We start from the raw sequence: 18,079 nt of genomic DNA on the forward strand, positions 1-18,079 counted from the left end.
ACCGGACGGCCCGTTTCGGAAAAAGCGGTTTGCCGCTTCCTCCATCGCAGGGAGATGTCATCATGCGTTCTTTCATCCCAAAACTCATTGCGGCCGCCTCGATCTTCGCGGCCATACCGCTTTCCAGCGCCTATGCCGTGCACCGCCACCATGGAGCCGCGGTCGACACGACAACCACGGCGTCAGTGCCGATGGATCCCGAGGCGAGAGCCGCGACGGAGCAGCTGCTTGGCGTCAAGCAAGGTATCCGCGACGCCAGGGAGCTCGGCAAGATCTCCGAGGCCAAGGCCCGCGATCTGATGCAGCAAGCCGACAGCATCCAGCGCGGCGGATCGGCGATCGGACAGATCAACGAGCTGGATCAGCGGCTTCAGGACGCCACCGGCCAGGGAACCTATATGGGCGACGGCTCGGACGGCGGCTACTATCCGAACGGCTGACGAGCCTGCCTTCCTTGCAAGGCGGCTGCCGGTGTGATCGGGCCTTCCCAGGCTTCACACCGGCGCTGCCGTACAATGCCGCTGCAGCGACGGCGCCGGCATCCGCCATACCGGGCTACGCTCTTTGGCGGTCTTCGCTTCTCCGCCATGCGCAAACACGTCGCCTGGCACGTCGCCTAATGGTTGTAGGACTGCTGGAACCCGGCCACGTCATATTGCGATACGCTCTTCGGCAAGCAAGCCTCGACCGACCCTGCGGCTACGCCAGCCGCGCCCGCGTCGTCCTCGGCGTCGCCAAGAGCAGGCTTGTCTCGCTCCCCGTTATGCCGGGGATCAGCCGGATGCGCCGCAGCACAGCGTCGAAATCGGTGAGCGTGGCGGTGCCGAGCTCGACCACGAGGTCCCAGCGGCCGTTTGTGGTGTGGATGGTCGAGACCTCGGCGAGGCCGCCGAGCGTCTTGACGACGCGGTCGGCGGCGTGGCCCTCGATCTCGATCGTCATCACGCCGCGTATCTTCTGATCGACCGCGTCGGCGCGCAGCACGACCGTGTAGCCGATGATCTCGCCGGATTTTTCCAGCCGTTCCATGCGCGACCTGACCGTGGCGCGTGACACGCCGAGATCGATGGCGAGGTCGGATACGCTGCGCCGCGCATCATGCCTCAGCAACGTCACCAGCTTCTCGTCGAGAGCGTCCATGGCTTCCATTTCGATCAAATCATCTGACCAATATGATAGATTAGTCTTCTCGAAATGCCAATTTTAGCTGTTCAAACCGCCAGCGGGCGATGGTTCACTTGTTCGATCAATCGCAAGGTGAGAAAAAATGCGCTGCAGGATCGTCGGCGCGCCGGTGCAGGACGGCGCGGGCAGGATGGGATGCGAAATGGGGCCGAGCGCGCTGCGCACGGCGGGGCTGGTTTCGGTGCTGGCCGAGCTCGGCCACGAGATCGAGGACTGGGGCGCGGTCGAGAAGGCCGCGGCGCGGCCCGTGGTCCACGGCAACCTGGCGCTGAAGGCGCTGCCGGAGATCTCCGCCTGGACGGCGGCGATCGCCGAGACCGCTTACGCCGCTTCCAGGGACGCTATGCCGATCTTCCTCGGCGGCGACCATTCGATCTCCGCCGGCACCGTGTCCGGCGTGGCGCGCCGCGCTGCCGAGCGCGGCCGGCCGCTCTTCGTGTTGTGGCTCGACGCGCATCCCGATTTCCACACGCTCGACACCACCACCAGCGGCAATCTGCACGGCGTGCCGCTCGCCTATGCCAGCGGCCAGGCGGGTTTCAAGGGTTATTTCCCGGATCTGCCGCAAGCGGTCGACCCGGCCCGCATCTGCGCCATCGGCCTGCGCAGCGTCGATCCGGCCGAGCGCCGCGCGCTCACCGAAGCCGGCGTCACCGTGCATGACATGCGCGCCATCGACGAGCACGGCATCGCGCCCTTGCTGCGCGCCTTCCTGGCCCGCGTCGAGAAGGAGAACGGGCTGCTGCATGTCAGCCTCGACGTCGATTTCCTCGACCCCTCGATCGCTCCGGCCGTCGGCACCACGGTACCCGGCGGCGCCACCTTTCGCGAGGCGCATCTGGTGATGGAGATGCTGTCCGACAGCGGCCTGGTTTCGAGCCTCGACCTGGTCGAATTGAACCCGTTCCTCGACGAGCGCGGCCGTACCGCAACCCTGATGGTCGACCTCACCGCCAGCCTGATGGGCCGCCGCATCATGGACCGCCCGACCCGCAGCCACTCCGGAAGCCTCTGACCATGACCCAGCCTTCGCGCCTTGCCATCGTCCCCTTCGTCAGCGTCGACCGCATGATGAAGCTTGTGCTCGCCATCGGCGTCGAGCGTTTCCTGACCGAGCTCGCCGCCTATATCGAGGAGGATTTCCGCCGCTGGGAGCTGTTCGACAAGACCCCGCGCATCGCCTCGCACAGCCATGACGGCGTCATCGAGCTGATGCCGACCAGCGACGGCAAGATGTACGGCTTCAAATATGTCAACGGCCATCCGAAGAACATGCGCGAGGGCCGCCAGACGGTGACCGCCTTCGGCGTGCTCGCCGATGTCGGTTCCGGCTATCCGATGCTGCTCACCGAGATGACCATCCTGACTGCGCTGCGCACCGCCGCCACCTCTGCCGTCGCGGCCAAATACCTGGCGCCGAAGGGCAGCCAAGCCATGGCCGTCATCGGCAACGGCGCCCAGTCGGAGTTCCAGGCCATCGCCTTCAAGGCGCTGCTCGGCATCGATAGGCTGCGGCTCTACGACATCGACCGCCAGGCTTCCGAAAAATGCGCCCGCAACCTCGCCGGCAAGGGTTTCGACATCACCATCTGCGCGACAGGACAGGATGCCGTGGAAGGCGTCGACATCATCACCACGGTGACCGCCGACAAGCAGTACGCCACCATCCTCACCGACAACATGGTCGGCTCCGGCGTCCACATCAACGCCGTCGGCGGCGACTGCCCCGGCAAGACCGAACTGCACCGCGACATTCTGCTGCGCTCCGACATCTTCGTCGAGTTCCCGCCGCAGACCCGCATCGAGGGCGAGATCCAGCAGCTCGACGCCGATCATCCGGTGACCGAGCTGTGGCAGGTGATGACCGGCCGGGCTGAGGGCCGCAAATCGGCCAAGCAGATCACGCTGTTCGATTCCGTCGGCTTCGCCACGGAAGATTTTTCCGCGCTGCGCTACGTCCGCGACCAGCTCCAGGCCACCGGCCTCTACGAGGAGCTCGACCTGCTCGCCGACCCCGACGAGCCGCGCGACCTGTTCGGGATGTTGTTGCGGGCCGCCACGCAGCCGGCTGCGTGAAGTCTTTCCCTTCTCCCCGTTTCACGGGGAGAAGGTGCCCGAAGGGCGGATGAGGGGCAGCGCCGGCGACGACAACTGCCAGACTACCGCCGCGCCGCGCAGCTTTCCCTCTCCACCAGCACCGGCGCCAGCACCTCGCGGCGCGAGGGCGCGGCCGGATCGCCGAGCCGCTCCAGCAGCAGGCTCACCGCCCGCGTGCCGATCTTTTCGACCGGCTGCGCGATCGTCGTCAGCGGCGGCCAGGTGGTGACGGCATAGGGGATGTCGTCGAAGCCGACCATCGACATGTCGTCGGGAACCCGCAATCCGCGCGAGCGCAGCACGGTCAGCGCGCCCATCGCCATCAGATCGTTGCAGGCAAACAGCGCCGTGATGTCGGGCGCCTGCGCCATCAGCTGCTCCATCGCCAGGCGGCCGCCGGCGAAATGATAGTCGGAATCGACGATCGACGCGGCCGGCAGCTCGAGGCCTGCCTCCTCGAGCGCGCGGACAAAGCCGCGCAGGCGGGCCGGGCTGGAGCTCGAATCGCGCGGCCCGCCGATGACGCCGATCTTCCGGTGGCCGAGCCCGGCCAGGTATTTCCCGGCGAGATAGCCGCCATGGTCGTGGTCGACCAGCACGGAATCGACATTGACCGATTGGATCTCGCGGTCGAGCAGCACCGCCGGCACGCTGGGCAGGAGGCGGGCGAACACCCGCGCGTGGTCGGACGAGCCGGCGAAGATCAGCCCGTCGATCTGCTTGGCCATCAGCACCGAGAGATAGCGCTCCTCCTTCTCGGCATTGCCGTCGGAGTTGCACAGGATCACCGTGTAGCCGGAGACGAAGCCGGCATCTTCGATCTGCCGCGCGACGCTGGCGAAGAACGGATTGGAATTGTCCGGAAGCAGCAGGCCGATGGTCTTGGTCTCGCCGCGCCGCAGGCTCCGCGCCACCGAGTTCGGGCTGTAGCGCAGCGCCGCGATCGCGGCGCGCACGCGCTCTGCCGTTTCCGGCTCGACATGGCGGGTATGGTTCATCACATGCGAGACGGTAGCGACGGATACCCCCGCATGGCGCGCGACATCGGCGATCGTCGTCATGGCCCGTTCCCCTCAGCGGATCCTCCGCAACAGCCTCTCCCGGTACGCGTCTAGGATGACCGCGAGCACGATGACAAGGCCGATTACGATGGGTTTGAAATTGTCGCCGACGCCGAGCAGCTGCAATCCGGTGGAGAGCACCTGCAGGATGCAGGCGCCGACCAGCGTGCCGATGATCGAGCCCTTGCCGCCGCTGAGGCTGGTGCCGCCGATGATGACGGCGGCGATCGCATTGAGCTCGTAGCCGACGCCGGCGATCGGACTGCCGATGTTGAGGCGCAGAAGATAGACCATGGCCGCGATGCCGGCGGTGAGCCCGCTGATGGTGAAGGCGGCGACCTTGTAGAAATCCGGATTGTGACCCGACAGCCGCACCGCCTCGTCATTGGTGCCGACGGCGAAGATCATGCGGCCGAAGACGGTGAAGCGCAGCACGAACCAGCCGGCCGCGATCACCAGCACCGCGACCAGGAAGATCGACGGCAGGAAGCCGCCGATGATCAGATTGCCGAAATCGACGAAACTCTGCGGCAGGCCGGTGATGGTGGAATTGTCGCTGACGACGCGGGCGGCGCCCGCCGCCATGTTGAGCATGCCGAGCGTGACGATGAAGGAAGGGATCTTCCAGCGCGTCGATATCCAGCCGTTGAGGAAGCCGCAGACCGCGCCCGTCGCCATGCAGGCGAGCAGCGCCAGCGTGATGGCGACGGCCGGCGACAGGTTCTCGTCGATCATCACGGTGGCGCCGACGACCGTGCACAGCGCCAGCACCGAGCCGACCGAAAGGTCGATGCCGCCGGTCAGGATGACGAAGGTCATGCCGGCCGCCAGCACCGTGTTGATGGCGATCTGCACGAAGATCTTCAGCGCGTTGCCGGAGGTGGCGAAATAAGGCGCGGTCGCCGAGAAGAACAGCGTGATCAGCACCAGCGCCAGCAACACGCCTGCATCGCGCACGAGGAAGCGCAGGAACTTTGCCCTTGCGGGAGAAACCGGCGCCGCCACGGCCATCTCGGACGTCTCGCTCATGGTCGCACATACTCCTGATAGGCGAGCGACAGGATGCGCTCCTGGTCGAATTCGGACCGCGGCACCTCGCCGACGATCCTGTTCCTGGAAAAGACGATGATGCGGTGGCACATGCCCATCAGCTCGGGCAGGTCGGACGACACCATGATGATGCCCTTCTGCTGCGCCGCCAGCATCCAGAGCAGTTGGTAGATCTCGCGCCGCGCGCCGATGTCGACGCCCCGCGTCGGCTCGTCGAGGATCAGCGTCGAGGTGCCGCGGAACAGCCACTTGGCCAGAACCACCTTCTGCTGGTTGCCGCCGGAAAGGTTGCGCACCGCCTGCTCGATCGAGCTCGCCTTGACGCGCAGCTGGCCGACCAAATCGTTTGCCGCCGCGCTCTCCGCCCGGCGGTTGAGCAGCCCGTTGCGCGAGACCTTGCCGAGATCGGTGATGGTGATGTTCTTGTCGACGGCCATGTCGAGCAGCAGGCCCTGGCCCTTGCGGTCCTCGGTGAGCAGGCTCAAGCCGTGCCGCACCGCGTCCTTGGGCGCGGCGATCGCCACCGGCTTGCCGTCGATCTCGACGACGCCGTCGAGCTTGGGATCGGCGCCGAACAAGGCGCGCATGGCTTCCGTGCGGCCGCTGCCGACCAGGCCGGCGACGCCGAGGATCTCGCCATGGCGCACGGCGAAGGAAATGTCCGGCGTCGCGGCGTCGCGCTTCAGATTGGCGACGCTGAGCGCGACCTTGCCCGGCACGATCGAAGCGTCGAAACCGTATTCGTCGGCGATGTCGCGGCCGATCATCATGCGCACCAGGTCGGGCACCGTCAGGCCCTCGAGATCGCGGGTCGCGACCAGCCTGCCATTGCGCAACACCGTCACCCGGTTGCCGATCTCGAACACTTCGTGCAGCCGGTGCGAGATGTAGATGATGGTGACGCCCTTGGCCTTGAGCCGCTTGATGATGGAAAACAGCCGTTCGATCTCGGGCGGCGTCAGCGTCGCCGTTGGCTCGTCGAGCACCAAGAGCTTCGAGTCGTAGCTAAGCGCCTTGGCGATCTCGACCAGCTGCATCTGCGCGACGCCCAAGGCTTCGACGCGCGTGCGCGGATCGATGTCGAGGCCGACTTCCTTGAGCAGCGCCACCGCGCGGCTGTTGAGCGTCTTGCGGTCGACGATGCCGAAGCGGCGGCGCGGCAGGTTTTCCAGCATCAGATTCTCGGCGATGCTGAGATAGGGCAGAAGGTTCAGTTCCTGGTGCACGATGCGGATGCCGCTCTGCTGCGCGTCATGCGGCGTCTTCGGCTGGTAGGGCTGGCCGTTGAAGGCGATCTTGCCCGAGTCCGGCTGGTAGATGCCGGCCAGGAGCTTGATCAGCGTCGACTTGCCGGCGCCGTTCTCGCCCAGGATGATATGGGTTTCGCCGCGCGCGATCGACAGCGACACGCCGCTCAGCGCGACGGCGCCGGGAAAGATCTTTCCGACCCCTTCAAGGGAAAGAATCACGTCGTTCATGCGGCAATCCTGAACAGCGCTCTTCTACCGCAACGGCGGTACGAGCGCGCGGTCATCGCCGCCGGCAGGTTGCCGGCGACGATGACGAGGCAAGCACGTGCCGGAAGGGAGCGCCGGCGGCGGCTCGCCTCAGGCGGTGATCAGCTTGATGTCGGTCTTGACCCAGCCGGAGAATTTCTCGCCGGCAAGCTCGCGCAGGCCGTAGTCGATGCCCATGGCGGCCATCTGCGCGCCATACTGCTCGACGGTGGCGAGCATCTTGCCGTCCTTCAGCAGCGGGCCGACGGCCGGGATGTTGTCGAAGCCGACGACCTTGATCTGGCCGGACTTGCCGGCCGCGTCGATCGCCTTGACAACGCCGAGCGCCATCGAGTCGTTGGCCGCCATCACGCCCTGGATGTCGGGATGCTGGGTCAGGAAGTTGGTCATCAGCGTGTTGGCTTCCTCGGTTTCCCAATGCGCGGTCTTGGAATCGAGCAGGTCGAGGCCGTTTTCCTTCACCGCGTCGTCGAAGCCGAGCTTGCGTTCCTTGGCGTTGTCGGCCTCGGGATTGCCTTCGAGGATGACGACCTTGCCGCCCTTGCCCAGCGCCTTGCCGAGCGCGTCGCCGGCGAGCTTGGCGCCGGCGCGGTTGTCCGGCCCGAAGAAGGCGAGGTCGATGCCGGCCTTCTTCTTGGCCTCGGTGTCGAGCGAGACGTCGATGTTGATCACCTTGATGCCGGCCTTCAGCGCCTTGGCGATCGGCGTGACCATGGCCTTCGAATCGGCCGGCGCCACGACGATGATGTTGTAGTTCTGGGTGATGAAGTTCTCGATCGCGTCGACCTGCGCGGCGAAGTCGCGCTCGTCCTTCATGCCGACGGCGGCGAAATCGAACTTGTCCTTGTTCTTGGCCGCGTAGTCCTCCGCGCCGGCCTGCATCTGCTTGAAGAACTCGTTGGCGAGCGACTTCATGACCAGGCCGACCTTCGGCTTGTCGGCTGCAAGCGCCGGGCCGAGCGGCAGAGCGAGCGCGCCTGCAGCCAAGGCGCTGGTCTTCAGGAACTGGCGGCGCGAGAACGGGCCAAACCCGTGCGTGTCCGAAATCTTGCTCATTAGTCTCCTCCACTTGATTGAGCCGTAATCGGTTACGTAACCGATTACGCTACAAAGTAGATTGCTATTTTATCAGATGTCAACGTCGACGGTAAGGACGGCAGGAGCGCCGGTGCCGAAGCTGCCGATCTCCCCACTTGCGGGGGAGATTACGCCATTTGCGGTTTTCGCCACCTCACCGCCAGCCCAGCGCCGGCGCGACGTGCTTCAGGATCGACTCGATGACATGGGCGTTGTAGTCGACGCCGAGCTGGTTGGGCACGGTCAAGAGCAGCGTGTCGGCCTCGGCGATCGCCTCGTCCGCCTTGAGCTGGTCCACCAGCTTGTCCGGCTCGTCGGCATAGGTGCGGCCGAACACGGCGCGCTTCTCCGGCTCGATATAGCCGAAATGGTCCTCGCCCTCGCTGCCGCCGAAATAGGCGCGGTCCATGTCGTTGACCAAGGCGAAAATGCTGCGGCTGACCGAGACGCGCGGCTCCCTGGCATGGCCTGCTTCCTTCCAGGCGGCGCGGTAGGCTCTTATCTGCTTGGCCTGCTGGACATGCAGCGGCTCCCCGCTCTCGTCGAATTTCAGCGTCGAGCTTTGCAGGTTCATGCCGAGCTTGGCCGCCCATACCGCGGTCGCGTCGGTGGCCGCGCCCCACCAGATGCGGTCGCGCAAACCCGCCGAGAAGGGTTCCAGCCTAAGCAGGCCGGGCGGGTTGGGGAACATCGGCCGCGGATTGGGCTGGGCAAAGCCTTCGCCGCGCAGCAGGTCGAGGAAGATCTCCGAATGCCGGCGCGCCATGTCGGCGTCGCTCTTGCCCTCTTCGGGCACATAGCCGAAATGGCGCCAGCCATCGATCACCTGCTCGGGCGAGCCGCGGCTTATGCCCAACTGCAGCCGCCCGCCGGCGATGAGGTCTGCGGCACCCGCATCCTCGGCCATGTAGAGCGGGTTTTCATAGCGCATGTCGATGACGGCGGTGCCGAGCTCGATACGCCGGGTTTTGGCGCCCGCCGCGGCAAGCAGCGGAAACGGCGAGGCGAGCTGCCGGGCAAAATGGTGGACGCGGTAATAGGCGCCGTCGGCGCCGAGCTCCTCGGCCGCGACCGCGAGGTCGATCGACTGCAAAAGCGCGTCGGCGCCCGAGCGCGTGCCCGATTGCGGCGAGGGCGACCAATGCCCGAACGACAGAAATCCGATCTTCTTCATGGTTCCATTCCTGCTGGAGCGATCCATCGGCCGCTCGAACTCCTTGTTGCTCCAGCAGATAGCCAGGGCAGCGCCGGGATACAACGGACACCGAACGGATACAGACCGTCAATGAGTAAGGCTCGGCGCGCCGATCGGTCCTGTGATCCACGGCCGGCGTTGTCACACGGATGTAATGAACATTTCGGAATGTCATCGCCGTAGCGAATGCTACGATCCTTCCTGACGAATGGCCGACAATCATGACATCCGACGATCCCGCCGACCGGCAACGCGCTTTCGACGATCGCGTCGAGGCGGCGCTGGAAGCCCTGTCGCCGGCCGAGCAGCGCATGGCGCGCTTTTTCGTCAGCCAGAAGCAGGCGGTGCTTCTGGGATCGGCGGCCGAGATCGCCGCCCTTGCCGGCGCCAGCGACGCAACCGTGGTGCGCACCGCCCGCTCGCTCGGCTTCGACAGCCTGTCGGCGCTGCGCCAGATGCTGCTCGCGGACCTGACCGGAACGGCCTCGCCCGGCAGGCGGCTGGCCCGCACCTTGCAGGAGACGGGCAACGACAGCGCATCGGCGCTGCGCCATGTCGTCGGCCTCCATGAAACCGCGCTTGACGCACTGAAGCAGCCTGGGATGGAAGCGGCCTTCGCCAGCGCCGTCGATATCCTTTCGCGCGCCCGGCGCCGCCACATCTTCGGCATCGGCCCGTCCGGCGCCATGGCCGAATACGCGGCGCTGCAATTCAACAGGATCGGCCTGCCGAGCAGCGCGCTTTCGGTGTCGGGCGTCGCGCTTGCCGACCGCCTGCTATGGCTGGAAAGCGGCGACGCCGTGCTGATGATGGCCTACGCGCCGCTTTACCGCGAGGTCGAGATCGTCCTCGATCAGGCCGGCCTGCATGAGGTGCCGGTGGTGCTGGTCAGCGACAATCTCGGGCCGCTCGTCGCAGACAGGATAGCGGCGATGCTGCCGGTCCCGCGCGGCAAGGCGGATCACCTCGCCACCCATGGCGGCACCATGGTGCTCATCGAAGCAATGATCATCGCCCTGGCGGCGAAGGCCGGCGAGACTTCATTCGACAGCCTGGACCGGTTGAGCGGCCTGCGCGGCGCAATCGACAAGGCATGGATAAAACGAGGAACGCGCAAGAAGTAATCGCCATCGACATAAAAGTGTAAGCAACAATAATATAACATAAAATCGGCATTACTTTGCCTTTTCCGAACAACAGGAGAGCGAAATGACTATAAAGGCAACGCTTGGACTTGCGTTGAGTTTGACGGCCCTATCCATCGCCGCGCCGGCTTGCGCCGCCGATCTGGTGCTCTATGACGCGCTCGACTTTGCCGGCCCGGTCGCCAAGGCCTTCCAGGCCAAGACCGGGCTGACCGTCGACCTCGTCGAACCCGGCAGCACCGGCGAGACGCTGGGCAAGATCGCCGCCGAAGGCAGCAACCCGCAATTCGACATCGTCTGGCTCGACGGTTCCGCCGTGATGGAGCGCATGGCGGCCGACCACGTGCTGCAGCCCGTGCCCGCCGAAGCCTATGACAAGATCGCCTGGACCGATCTCGGCAAGTCGCTGATCCCGCAGAGCCGTGCTTTCCTGCCGACCGGCACCAGCACCACCGCGATCGAGGTCAACACCAAGAAGGTCAAGGCCGACAAGATGCCGAAATCCTGGGCTGACCTCGAGGGCTTCGCCGGCAGCGTCGCCGCCAAGGACCCGAACCTCTCCGGCCCGGCCTATCAGTGGCTTGCCGGCCTGTTCCAAACCAACGGCGTCGATGCCGGCAAGGAGCTGCTCGCCAAGACGCTGACCAACAAGTCGCTCTCGGGGCTCTCCAGCGGCGGCAAGGTCAACAAGGCCGTGCTCACCGGCGACGCCTCGGTCGGCATCAACCAGGACAGCGCCATCTTCTCCAAGATCGCCGCCGGCGAGCCGGTCATCGCCGTCTATCCAAGCGAGGGTTCGGTGTCGCTGCCGCAGGGCCTCGGCATCAGCGCCAAGACGCAGCACATGGATGCCGCGAAGAAGTTCATCGACTTCGTCACCAGCGCCGATGGCCAGGCCGCGATGCAGAACGGCGACGACACCGACTTCTTCTACATTCCGATCATCAAGGGCGTGAACCCCAAGCCCGGCCGCGAGACCAGCATCGCCTACACCCATCTCGACGACGCGACCGCCTCGGCGCACGAGACGGAGTGGAAGCAGTGGTACAAGGAAAAGTTCGTCCAGTGACCGCGCTCGCCAGGCAATGACGATGGTGCAGAAATTCGATGCCGCCGCCGGCGGCATCGGCCCGAGCGGGTGGGCGCGCAGGCGCTTGCCCGCGCTGGCTCGTCTTGGCGGCCCGCTGGCTGTCTATGGGGTCTTCGCCCTGCTGATCGGCCTGCCGCTTGCGCTCGTCCTGCTGCAGGCCGTCATGCCCGGACTGTTCGCGGTCGATGGCGCGCAGGCTCTCGTCAGCGCCGAACCGCTCGCGCGCATCCTTTCCTCACCCTATGTCGCCGGCTCGATCCTGCATTCGCTGGAGCTCGGCCTGCTTGCGGCCCTGACGACGACGATCCTCGGTGGCGCCTTCGCCGTGCTGGTGCAGCGTTGCGAGATTCCGCTGCGCGGCCCGGTTTCCCTGGTGCCCTGGCTTGTGTTCCTGACGCCGTCCTACCTGAAGGCGCTGGCCTGGGTGCTGCTGATGTCCTCGGGCGGCTACCTGGCACAGCTCGGCCTGTTGCCGCCCTGGCTCGGTGCTTCCTTCTTCGGGCTGGGCGGCCTGGTCTTCGTGCACACGCTGAGCCTCTTCCCCCTCGCGGCATTCATCATCGGCGGCGCGCTGGCGGGACTGGGCGGCGAGATGGAGGACGCGGCGCGCCTGTCGGGCGCCGGACCGGTGCGGATCTGGCTGCGCGTCAACGGCCCGTTGCTGGCACCGGCAATCGTGCTCAGCTTCATCGCCAGCTTCGCCGAAGTGCTGTCCGATTTCGGCCTGGCCTCGACGATCGCCAGGATGTCGAGCTTCGGCGTGCTGACCTATGGCATCTATGCCGCGGCAAGCGACTACCCCGTCGACTTCCCCGCCGCCGGCGCGCAGGCCCTGGTGCTGCTGGCGCTGGTCCTGCTCGTCGTCATGGCCGACAGGCTGCTGCGCCGCCGCGCCGATCCCCGGCTGATTTCCGGACGGGCCAGGCCGGCCCGGCGCTATCGGCTCGGCGCCTGGCGCTGGCTCGCTCTTGCGATGGCACTGCTGGTCGCCTTCCTCGCGCTCATATTGCCGCTCGGCGCCATCGCGGTGCGGGCGCTCACCAGCACGCTCGGCAATGGTCTAACGCCGGACAATTTCACCCTCGCCAACCTCGACGCCGCGCTCAGCCTCGACACACCAGCCAATGACGGGTTGATGCGCAGCCTCTTCTATGCCGGCCTGACCGCGATCATCGCCAGCGCGCTGGCCTTGCTGCTCTCGGCCCAGCTCGACCGGTCGAGCCCGGTCATACGCACCGTGGTGCTTGGCCTGTCGCTCGGCGCGGTCGCGATCCCGGGCATCGTGCTCGGCTTCGGCTACATCCTGGTCTGGAACCGGTTGCCCGGCTTCCGCGACTGGCCGTTCCCGCATTATGGCGACGGCTCGTTGCTCGTCATGGGTTATGTCGCCGCGGCTCTGCCCTATTGCCTGGTGGTCATCCTCTCGGCCATCGGCCAATTGGCGCCGAGCCTGACCGACGCCGCGCGGCTCTCCGGCATCGGAGCTGTTCGGCGTCTCACATCGGTGACTTTGCCGTTGATCCTGCTCAGCGTCCTCACAGCCTTTCTGCTCACCTTCATCCGCACCGTCTTCGAATTGCCGATGTCGCAGATGCTCATTCCGCAAAGCGGTCCGCCGGCGCCGACCCTGATCCTGAAACTGTTCAGCCATGATCGCGACGGACTGGCCTGCGCCATCGCGCTGGCCGCCATGACCGCTGCCGGCGGTGCGGCGGCGTTGATCTGGTATCCGCTCAAGCGCTTCATTGCCTTCGGCCGACCGCAAGGCATTCCGGCCAAGTCGAGAGAGCCGTCATGACCGCCTCGCTCCGCTGCACCGGCATCTCGAAGTCGCTCGGCGGCCGCGCCGTGCTCAGCAACCTCGACCTTGCCATCAAGGCCGGCGAGGTCGTCTCGTTGCTTGGCCCGAGCGGTTCCGGCAAGACCACGCTGTTGCGCAGCATTGCCGGGCTGATCGACCCCGACAGCGGCATGATCGCGCTCGGCGACCGTGTCGTCTGGAGCGAACGATCCGTCCTGCCGGCGGAAAAGCGGCGAATCGGCATGGTGTTCCAGGACTACGCGCTGTGGCCGCATATGACAGTGGCCGGCAACCTGTCTTTCGGCTTGCGCGCGCAGCGCCTCGCCGAACCGGAGATCGCCGCCCGCGTCGGCCATGCGCTGGAGGTCGCGCGGCTCGCACCCTATCGAGACCGCTACCCCTCGGAGCTGTCGGGCGGGCAGCAGCAGCGTGTCGCCATCGCCCGCTGCCTCGCGGCGCGGCCGGCGCTGATGCTGTTCGACGAGCCGCTCAGCAATCTCGACGCGGCACTGCGCGAGGACATGCGCATCGAGATGATGGAGCTGGTGCGGCGCGAAGCTGCCACCGTCATCTATGTGACGCACGACCAGGCCGAAGCCATGGCCGTTTCGGATCGCATCGCTGTGATGCGCGACGGCCGCATCGCCCAGTTCGACACGCCGTTCGCGATCTACGAGGCACCGGCCGATTCCTTCGTCGCCGGTTTCATCGGCGGCTTTTCGGTGGTGCCTGGCACCGTGCGCGACGGGCTGTTCAGCGTGCGGGGCGCCGCCGCCGACAGCCTGCGCACGCCCGGGGCGAAATCAGGCGATGGCATGCTTGTGGTCCGGCCGGAAGACGCGCGGCCGGCCGAGGCGCATCCCGGCAACCGGCTGCAGGGCAAAGTGCTGTCGAGCGCCTTCCAGGGGCGCTGCTGGCGGCTGGCGGTGCAACTCGGCCCGCAACGCGTCCGCCTCGACTGGCCGGAAGCGCCGCCGGTCGGCTCCTCACTGGCATTCTCGCTGCCGCCCGAACGCTGTATCGTTCTCGCCAACTGATGATTCCGAACTATAGGACGCCTGCATGCATGGCCTGACACCCATACTTTCTACCGTGACGGCCTCTTTCCTGGCCTCCTTCGTCGAGGTGGTCGAAGCCTTCACCATCGTGCTCGCCGTCGGCGTGACGCGCAGCTGGCGCCCGGCGCTGACCGGCGCGGCTTTGGCGCTTGCCGTGCTGGCGGCGCTGGTGCTGGCGTTCGGACCGCTGCTGGCGCTCGTTCCCATCACCGTCCTGCAATTCGTGGTCGGCGTGCTGCTCATCCTGTTCGGCATGCGCTGGCTGAGGAAAGCGATCCTGCGCAGCGTCGGCGTCATCGCGCTGCATGACGAGCAGCAGGCCTTTTCCAAGGAGACGGCGGCGCTGCAGCGGCAGGCCGATGACCGCCGCGCCGACTATCTGGCGGCCGTCGCGTCGTTCAAGGCGGTGCTGCTCGAAGGCGTCGAGGTGGTGTTCATCGTCATCGCCGTCGGCGCCGCGCATGGCCAGACGCTCTATGCCGGCCTTGGCGCGCTGGCCGCCTTCGTGCTGGTGATGCTGATCGGCCTCGCCGTGCACCGGCCTTTGGCGCGCGTGCCGGAAAACGCACTGAAATTCGTCGTCGGGCTGATGCTGACCAGCTTCGGCGTGTTCTGGACCGGCGAAGGCCTCGGCGCCGAATGGCCGGGCGCCGACCTCGCTCTGCTCGCCATCTTCGCCATCATTGCCGCCGCATCCTTCGCCATCGTGCGCTGGCTGCGCGGCGCGTATCCGACGCCGGCCGAAGGAGTCGCCCGATGACCATGATCCGTCTTGTCTTCAAGGAGCTCGTCGGCATGTTCGTCGACGACGGCAGCCTGGCGCTGCTGGCGCTGATCCTCGTTGCACTGATCGCCGCCGCGGTGAAGTTCCTGGGGCTGCCGCCGCTCGCCGGCGGCTGGCTGCTTCTCGCCGGCTGCCTGGCAATTCTTCTGCAGAGCACGCGCCGCGCCGCGAGCGGCTCTAATAAACGGTGAAAAGCGTCGGTAGATCGCCGCTGAGGCGGAAATACTCCACCGCCTCGATGACCGGGAACAGCGCCAGGAAATAGAGCCCGTCGCGGAACGTGTTCCTCAGCGCGCGCGTCGAAAACAGCCATTGCGCCTCGTCGCGGTAAAGCAGCGGATTCGGCCAGAAGCGCGGCGTGCGGTCGGCATAGGCCGCGTAAGCCGCACCGAACTTGCCGGCGAGGTATTCGGCCTCCTTGCGCGCGGTGAAGCGGAAGACGAGGAAGCTCGCCAGGCCGAGCATGACGGCCGCCAGCAGCGAGCCGAACATCAGGCCGATGCCGGCAGCGCCGACGGTCGAGAAGAAATAGAGCGGGTTGCGGGTCATCGAGAACGGGCCGGACATGATCAGCTCGTCATTCTTCCTGCCGCCGACGAAAAGGATGCTCCACAGCCGGCCAAGGAAACAGATCAGCACCATCGCGAACCCGATCGTCTCGACGATTTCGTGCCCGCCCGACCCTTCGGCCAGCGCCGGCTTGCTGAACAGGAGCAGGATGACGGCAAGCACGGCGGCCACCTGCACGACGATCAGGCGCTTGTGCTGGTCGAACGCCTTCGGCGCCGATCTGAGGGATGCGTAGGCCATTCTTTCTCACCGCTGCGGCGCCGACAGGGGCGCCAAGGCTTCTCTAACCCTTCCGCCGCGCGATGACGAGGCCTGGCGGAGGTTTTCGGCCGACCTTACCAATTTGTAAGCGCCCAGACAGGCTGCGGTGAATTCGCCCGTCTAGCCTGACGATCGCCGCACGGAATTTTGAGGCGGCGTGAACAGGCGCCGAATATCGGCCTTCAGCATCAGGATAGAGTCATGAACAAATTTGCCCTTGCTTTCGCCTTTGCCGCTGCCGCGATCATCGTTCCCTTGGCTTCGGCCGTTGCCGCTCCGACGCCTTGCGAGACGGCGCTGAAGGACCTGCGCGCCGCCGAAGCCAAGGCGAAGCCCAACGATGCCGACAAGAACAAGGTTTCCGAACTGGAGACGAAGGGCATCGAGCGTTGCAACGCCGACGACGACAAGCGCGCCGACGACTTCTTCGCCCAGGCCATGAAGATTCTTGGCAAGTAAGCGCCGGAGGAACCGGAGATGGATATCGCCATGACCGTAGCAAGCCATGCACACGAGTCCGAATTGAACCGCGTCCCGGATGTCACCATTGATTTCTGGCTGATCAAGATCATGGCGGTGACCATGGGCGAGACGGCGGCCGACTATCTCGCCGTCAATCTCGGCCTCGGCCTTACAGTCACGTCCTTGATCATGGGCGGCATCCTCGTCGTCGCGCTCGTCCTTCAGTTCGCGCGGAAGCGCTACGTGCCGTGGGCCTACTGGCTGGCGGTGGTGCTGATCAGCGTCGTCGGTACCTTGGTCACCGACAACCTCGTCGACAATTTCGGCGTGCGGCTGGAGACGACGACGATCGTCTTCTCGGCCGCCCTCGCACTGACTTTCGCGGCCTGGTACGCCAGCGAAAGGACACTCTCGATCCACACCATCTTCACCACCAGGCGCGAGATCTTCTACTGGCTGGCGATCCTCTTCACCTTCTCGCTCGGCACGGCCGCCGGCGATCTGGTCGCCGAGCGTTTCGACATGGGTTATCTCGCCACCGGCCTCATCTTCGGCGGCATGATCGCGGCGATCGCGCTCGCCTGGTTCTTCCTCGGCCTGAACGGCATCCTCGCCTTCTGGCTCGCCTATATCCTGACCCGGCCGTTCGGCGCCTCCTTCGGCGACCTGCTGTCGCAACCGGTCGAATATGGCGGCATGGGCTTCGGCACCACCACCACCAGCCTGACCTTCCTCGGCTGCATCGTGGTCATCGTTCTCTATATGACGCTGAGGAACCTGATCGACGAAGACGAACAGGCCCTGCTCGACTAAAACGCTTCTCGCAAAAATGTGTTGCGGCCTTCGCTCCGGCAGCACGTAAAAACAGATGGTTAGAGCAATTCCAGCAACGGGTGACGCGGGATTGCCGTCAGGAACCGCGTCAAGCGAAGAAATAGAGACCGGCCAAGAAAAAGCCGCAGCCGGCGCTATCATGCCGGTGAGGTTGAGGCGGTAAGGACAGCACGGGGCGATGCGACTTCTGCTTGTTGAAGACGATCCGAGAACCGCCGACTACGTCGTCAGGGGACTGACCGAGGCCGGCCATGTCTGCGATCTGCTGCGCGACGGCCATGACGGGCTCTTCGCCGCGACCCGCAACGCCTATGACGTGATCGTCGCCGACCGCATGATTCCCGGCCTCGACGGCCTGTCGATGATCAAGGCGGTGCGCGCCGCCGGCGTCCGCACGCCGGCCATTTTCCTGACCTCCATCGGCGGCGTCGACGACCGCGTCGAGGGCCTGGAGGCGGGCGGCGACGACTATCTGGTCAAGCCCTTCGCCTTTTCCGAGCTGCTTGCCCGCATCCATGCGCTCGGCCGCCGGCCGGCGGCGCAGGAGCAGAAGACCGCTTTGCGCGTCGCCGACCTCGAAATGGACCTGATCCAGCGCCGCGTGACCCGGCAGGGCCAGCCGATCGACCTGCAGCCGCGCGAATTCAGCCTGCTCGAGGTGCTGATGCGCGGCGAGGGCCGCGTCATCACCCGCACCATGCTTCTGGAGCGCGTCTGGGATTTTCATTTCGACCCCAAGACCAGCGTCGTTGAGACGCATATCAGCCGGCTGCGGGCCAAGGTCGACAGGCCCTTCGACGTGCCGCTGATCCACACCGTGCGCAACACCGGCTACAGCCTGCATGTTCCGGCCTGATCTTGCCTCCACCGGGCGGCCAACCGCGCTCGCCAT

Annotated in this window: 19 protein-coding genes; 12 read left to right on the forward strand and 7 right to left on the reverse strand. The window is 65.9% G+C overall.

The window, feature by feature from the left end; genetic code table 11:
* Positions 1 to 62 precede the first annotated feature (62 nt).
* Entirely contained in the window at positions 63 to 440 is a 378-nt protein-coding gene (locus FJ957_RS28105; protein WP_140836073.1) for a hypothetical protein, read from the forward strand.
* 259 nt (positions 441 to 699) lie between these two features.
* On the opposite strand, the gene FJ957_RS28110 is transcribed toward FJ957_RS28105, so the two are convergent.
* A complete protein-coding gene (locus FJ957_RS28110) occupies positions 700 to 1,140 on the reverse strand; it encodes an Lrp/AsnC family transcriptional regulator (protein WP_140836074.1) in 441 nt (146 codons plus the stop codon).
* Between the two features lie 127 nt (positions 1,141 to 1,267).
* Here FJ957_RS28110 and rocF point away from each other — a divergent pair, with 127 nt between their 5' ends.
* On the forward strand, positions 1,268 to 2,200 hold the full coding sequence (gene rocF / locus FJ957_RS28115; RefSeq protein WP_140836075.1) for an arginase: 933 nt from the start codon (positions 1,268 to 1,270) through the stop codon (positions 2,198 to 2,200).
* A gap of 2 nt (positions 2,201 to 2,202) precedes the next feature.
* Positions 2,203 to 3,261, forward strand: coding sequence for an ornithine cyclodeaminase (locus FJ957_RS28120; RefSeq protein ID WP_140836076.1), 1,059 nt, complete (start codon positions 2,203 to 2,205; stop codon positions 3,259 to 3,261).
* An 83-nt stretch (positions 3,262 to 3,344) separates the two neighbouring features.
* Here the strand turns inward: FJ957_RS28120 and FJ957_RS28125 are convergent, their stop codons facing one another.
* The 5 genes from FJ957_RS28125 to FJ957_RS28145 form a co-directional block, all read right to left on the reverse strand.
* Positions 3,345 to 4,343 carry a substrate-binding domain-containing protein gene (locus tag FJ957_RS28125; protein ID WP_140836077.1) on the reverse strand — a complete coding sequence of 333 codons (999 nt, stop codon included), beginning with the start codon at positions 4,341 to 4,343 and terminating at the stop codon, positions 3,345 to 3,347.
* 12 nt (positions 4,344 to 4,355) lie between these two features.
* A complete protein-coding gene (locus FJ957_RS28130; protein ID WP_246685989.1) occupies positions 4,356 to 5,354 on the reverse strand; it encodes an ABC transporter permease in 999 nt (332 codons plus the stop codon).
* 14 nt (positions 5,355 to 5,368) lie between these two features.
* Complete coding sequence (locus tag FJ957_RS28135; RefSeq protein ID WP_140836079.1) at positions 5,369 to 6,871, reverse strand: sugar ABC transporter ATP-binding protein; 1,503 nt, start codon at positions 6,869 to 6,871, stop codon at positions 5,369 to 5,371.
* Between the two features lie 129 nt (positions 6,872 to 7,000).
* A complete protein-coding gene (locus tag FJ957_RS28140) occupies positions 7,001 to 7,966 on the reverse strand; it encodes a sugar ABC transporter substrate-binding protein (protein ID WP_140707329.1) in 966 nt (321 codons plus the stop codon).
* A 175-nt stretch (positions 7,967 to 8,141) separates the two neighbouring features.
* Positions 8,142 to 9,161 carry an LLM class flavin-dependent oxidoreductase gene (locus tag FJ957_RS28145; RefSeq protein WP_140836080.1) on the reverse strand — a complete coding sequence of 340 codons (1,020 nt, stop codon included), beginning with the start codon at positions 9,159 to 9,161 and terminating at the stop codon, positions 8,142 to 8,144.
* Positions 9,162 to 9,403: 242 nt separating this feature from the next.
* Between FJ957_RS28145 and FJ957_RS28150 the strand changes: the two genes are divergently transcribed.
* The 6 genes from FJ957_RS28150 (at position 9,404) to FJ957_RS28175 (ending at position 15,251) form a co-directional block, all read left to right on the forward strand.
* The gene (locus FJ957_RS28150; protein ID WP_140836081.1) at positions 9,404 to 10,306 is read left to right on the forward strand and encodes a MurR/RpiR family transcriptional regulator; all 903 of its coding nucleotides are present in this window, start codon (positions 9,404 to 9,406) and stop codon (positions 10,304 to 10,306) included.
* Positions 10,307 to 10,391: 85 nt separating this feature from the next.
* Positions 10,392 to 11,396 (forward strand): extracellular solute-binding protein, encoded by a 1,005-nt coding sequence (locus FJ957_RS28155; RefSeq protein ID WP_140836082.1) that lies wholly within the window; start codon positions 10,392 to 10,394, stop codon positions 11,394 to 11,396.
* 22 nt (positions 11,397 to 11,418) lie between these two features.
* Positions 11,419 to 13,215 (forward strand): ABC transporter permease subunit, encoded by a 1,797-nt coding sequence (locus tag FJ957_RS28160; RefSeq protein WP_181180746.1) that lies wholly within the window; start codon positions 11,419 to 11,421, stop codon positions 13,213 to 13,215.
* On the forward strand, positions 13,212 to 14,255 hold the full coding sequence (locus tag FJ957_RS28165) for an ABC transporter ATP-binding protein (protein ID WP_181180747.1): 1,044 nt from the start codon (positions 13,212 to 13,214) through the stop codon (positions 14,253 to 14,255). Before FJ957_RS28160 ends, FJ957_RS28165 begins: the two co-directional genes overlap by 4 nt.
* A gap of 25 nt (positions 14,256 to 14,280) precedes the next feature.
* Complete coding sequence (locus FJ957_RS28170; protein ID WP_140836084.1) at positions 14,281 to 15,036, forward strand: COG4280 domain-containing protein; 756 nt, start codon at positions 14,281 to 14,283, stop codon at positions 15,034 to 15,036.
* Positions 15,033 to 15,251: a hypothetical protein gene (locus FJ957_RS28175; protein WP_140836085.1), complete on the forward strand. Its 219-nt coding sequence runs from the start codon at positions 15,033 to 15,035 to the stop codon at positions 15,249 to 15,251. The genes FJ957_RS28170 and FJ957_RS28175 overlap by 4 nt, the downstream gene beginning before the upstream one ends.
* On the opposite strand, the gene FJ957_RS28180 is transcribed toward FJ957_RS28175, so the two are convergent.
* Positions 15,238 to 15,870, reverse strand: coding sequence for an isoprenylcysteine carboxylmethyltransferase family protein (locus tag FJ957_RS28180; RefSeq protein ID WP_140836086.1), 633 nt, complete (start codon positions 15,868 to 15,870; stop codon positions 15,238 to 15,240). The genes FJ957_RS28175 and FJ957_RS28180 overlap by 14 nt on opposite strands.
* 222 nt (positions 15,871 to 16,092) lie before the next feature.
* Here FJ957_RS28180 and FJ957_RS28185 point away from each other — a divergent pair, with 222 nt between their 5' ends.
* The 3 genes from FJ957_RS28185 to FJ957_RS28195 all read left to right on the forward strand — a co-directional run bounded on the left by FJ957_RS28185 (position 16,093) and on the right by FJ957_RS28195 (position 18,043).
* The gene (locus FJ957_RS28185; protein WP_140836087.1) at positions 16,093 to 16,350 is read left to right on the forward strand and encodes a hypothetical protein; all 258 of its coding nucleotides are present in this window, start codon (positions 16,093 to 16,095) and stop codon (positions 16,348 to 16,350) included.
* 30 nt (positions 16,351 to 16,380) lie between these two features.
* Positions 16,381 to 17,166 (forward strand): hypothetical protein, encoded by a 786-nt coding sequence (locus tag FJ957_RS28190; protein WP_140836088.1) that lies wholly within the window; start codon positions 16,381 to 16,383, stop codon positions 17,164 to 17,166.
* Between the two features lie 199 nt (positions 17,167 to 17,365).
* On the forward strand, positions 17,366 to 18,043 hold the full coding sequence (locus FJ957_RS28195; RefSeq protein WP_140836089.1) for a winged helix-turn-helix domain-containing protein: 678 nt from the start codon (positions 17,366 to 17,368) through the stop codon (positions 18,041 to 18,043).
* The last annotated feature ends 36 nt before the right edge of the window (positions 18,044 to 18,079 follow it).

It is taken from the genome of Mesorhizobium sp. B2-4-6, assembly GCF_006442775.1.
In the GTDB taxonomy this organism is placed as follows: Bacteria; Pseudomonadota; Alphaproteobacteria; order Rhizobiales; family Rhizobiaceae; genus Mesorhizobium.

Excerpts from the sequence above, each read along its gene's own strand:
- FJ957_RS28105 (WP_140836073.1), top strand. The coding sequence starts at position 63 with ATGCGTTCTTTCATCCCAAAACTCATTGCGGCCGCCTCGATCTTCGCG.
- FJ957_RS28110 (WP_140836074.1), bottom strand. The coding sequence starts at position 1,140 with ATGGACGCTCTCGACGAGAAGCTGGTGACGTTGCTGAGGCATGATGCG.
- rocF (WP_140836075.1), top strand. The coding sequence starts at position 1,268 with ATGCGCTGCAGGATCGTCGGCGCGCCGGTGCAGGACGGCGCGGGCAGG.
- FJ957_RS28120 (WP_140836076.1), top strand. The coding sequence starts at position 2,203 with ATGACCCAGCCTTCGCGCCTTGCCATCGTCCCCTTCGTCAGCGTCGAC.
- FJ957_RS28125 (WP_140836077.1), bottom strand. The coding sequence starts at position 4,343 with ATGACGACGATCGCCGATGTCGCGCGCCATGCGGGGGTATCCGTCGCT.
- FJ957_RS28130 (WP_246685989.1), bottom strand. The coding sequence starts at position 5,354 with ATGGCCGTGGCGGCGCCGGTTTCTCCCGCAAGGGCAAAGTTCCTGCGC.
- FJ957_RS28135 (WP_140836079.1), bottom strand. The coding sequence starts at position 6,871 with ATGAACGACGTGATTCTTTCCCTTGAAGGGGTCGGAAAGATCTTTCCC.
- FJ957_RS28140 (WP_140707329.1), bottom strand. The coding sequence starts at position 7,966 with ATGAGCAAGATTTCGGACACGCACGGGTTTGGCCCGTTCTCGCGCCGC.
- FJ957_RS28145 (WP_140836080.1), bottom strand. The coding sequence starts at position 9,161 with ATGAAGAAGATCGGATTTCTGTCGTTCGGGCATTGGTCGCCCTCGCCG.
- FJ957_RS28150 (WP_140836081.1), top strand. The coding sequence starts at position 9,404 with ATGACATCCGACGATCCCGCCGACCGGCAACGCGCTTTCGACGATCGC.
- FJ957_RS28155 (WP_140836082.1), top strand. The coding sequence starts at position 10,392 with ATGACTATAAAGGCAACGCTTGGACTTGCGTTGAGTTTGACGGCCCTA.
- FJ957_RS28160 (WP_181180746.1), top strand. The coding sequence starts at position 11,419 with ATGGTGCAGAAATTCGATGCCGCCGCCGGCGGCATCGGCCCGAGCGGG.
- FJ957_RS28165 (WP_181180747.1), top strand. The coding sequence starts at position 13,212 with ATGACCGCCTCGCTCCGCTGCACCGGCATCTCGAAGTCGCTCGGCGGC.
- FJ957_RS28170 (WP_140836084.1), top strand. The coding sequence starts at position 14,281 with ATGCATGGCCTGACACCCATACTTTCTACCGTGACGGCCTCTTTCCTG.
- FJ957_RS28175 (WP_140836085.1), top strand. The coding sequence starts at position 15,033 with ATGACCATGATCCGTCTTGTCTTCAAGGAGCTCGTCGGCATGTTCGTC.
- FJ957_RS28180 (WP_140836086.1), bottom strand. The coding sequence starts at position 15,870 with ATGGCCTACGCATCCCTCAGATCGGCGCCGAAGGCGTTCGACCAGCAC.
- FJ957_RS28185 (WP_140836087.1), top strand. The coding sequence starts at position 16,093 with ATGAACAAATTTGCCCTTGCTTTCGCCTTTGCCGCTGCCGCGATCATC.
- FJ957_RS28190 (WP_140836088.1), top strand. The coding sequence starts at position 16,381 with ATGACCGTAGCAAGCCATGCACACGAGTCCGAATTGAACCGCGTCCCG.
- FJ957_RS28195 (WP_140836089.1), top strand. The coding sequence starts at position 17,366 with ATGCGACTTCTGCTTGTTGAAGACGATCCGAGAACCGCCGACTACGTC.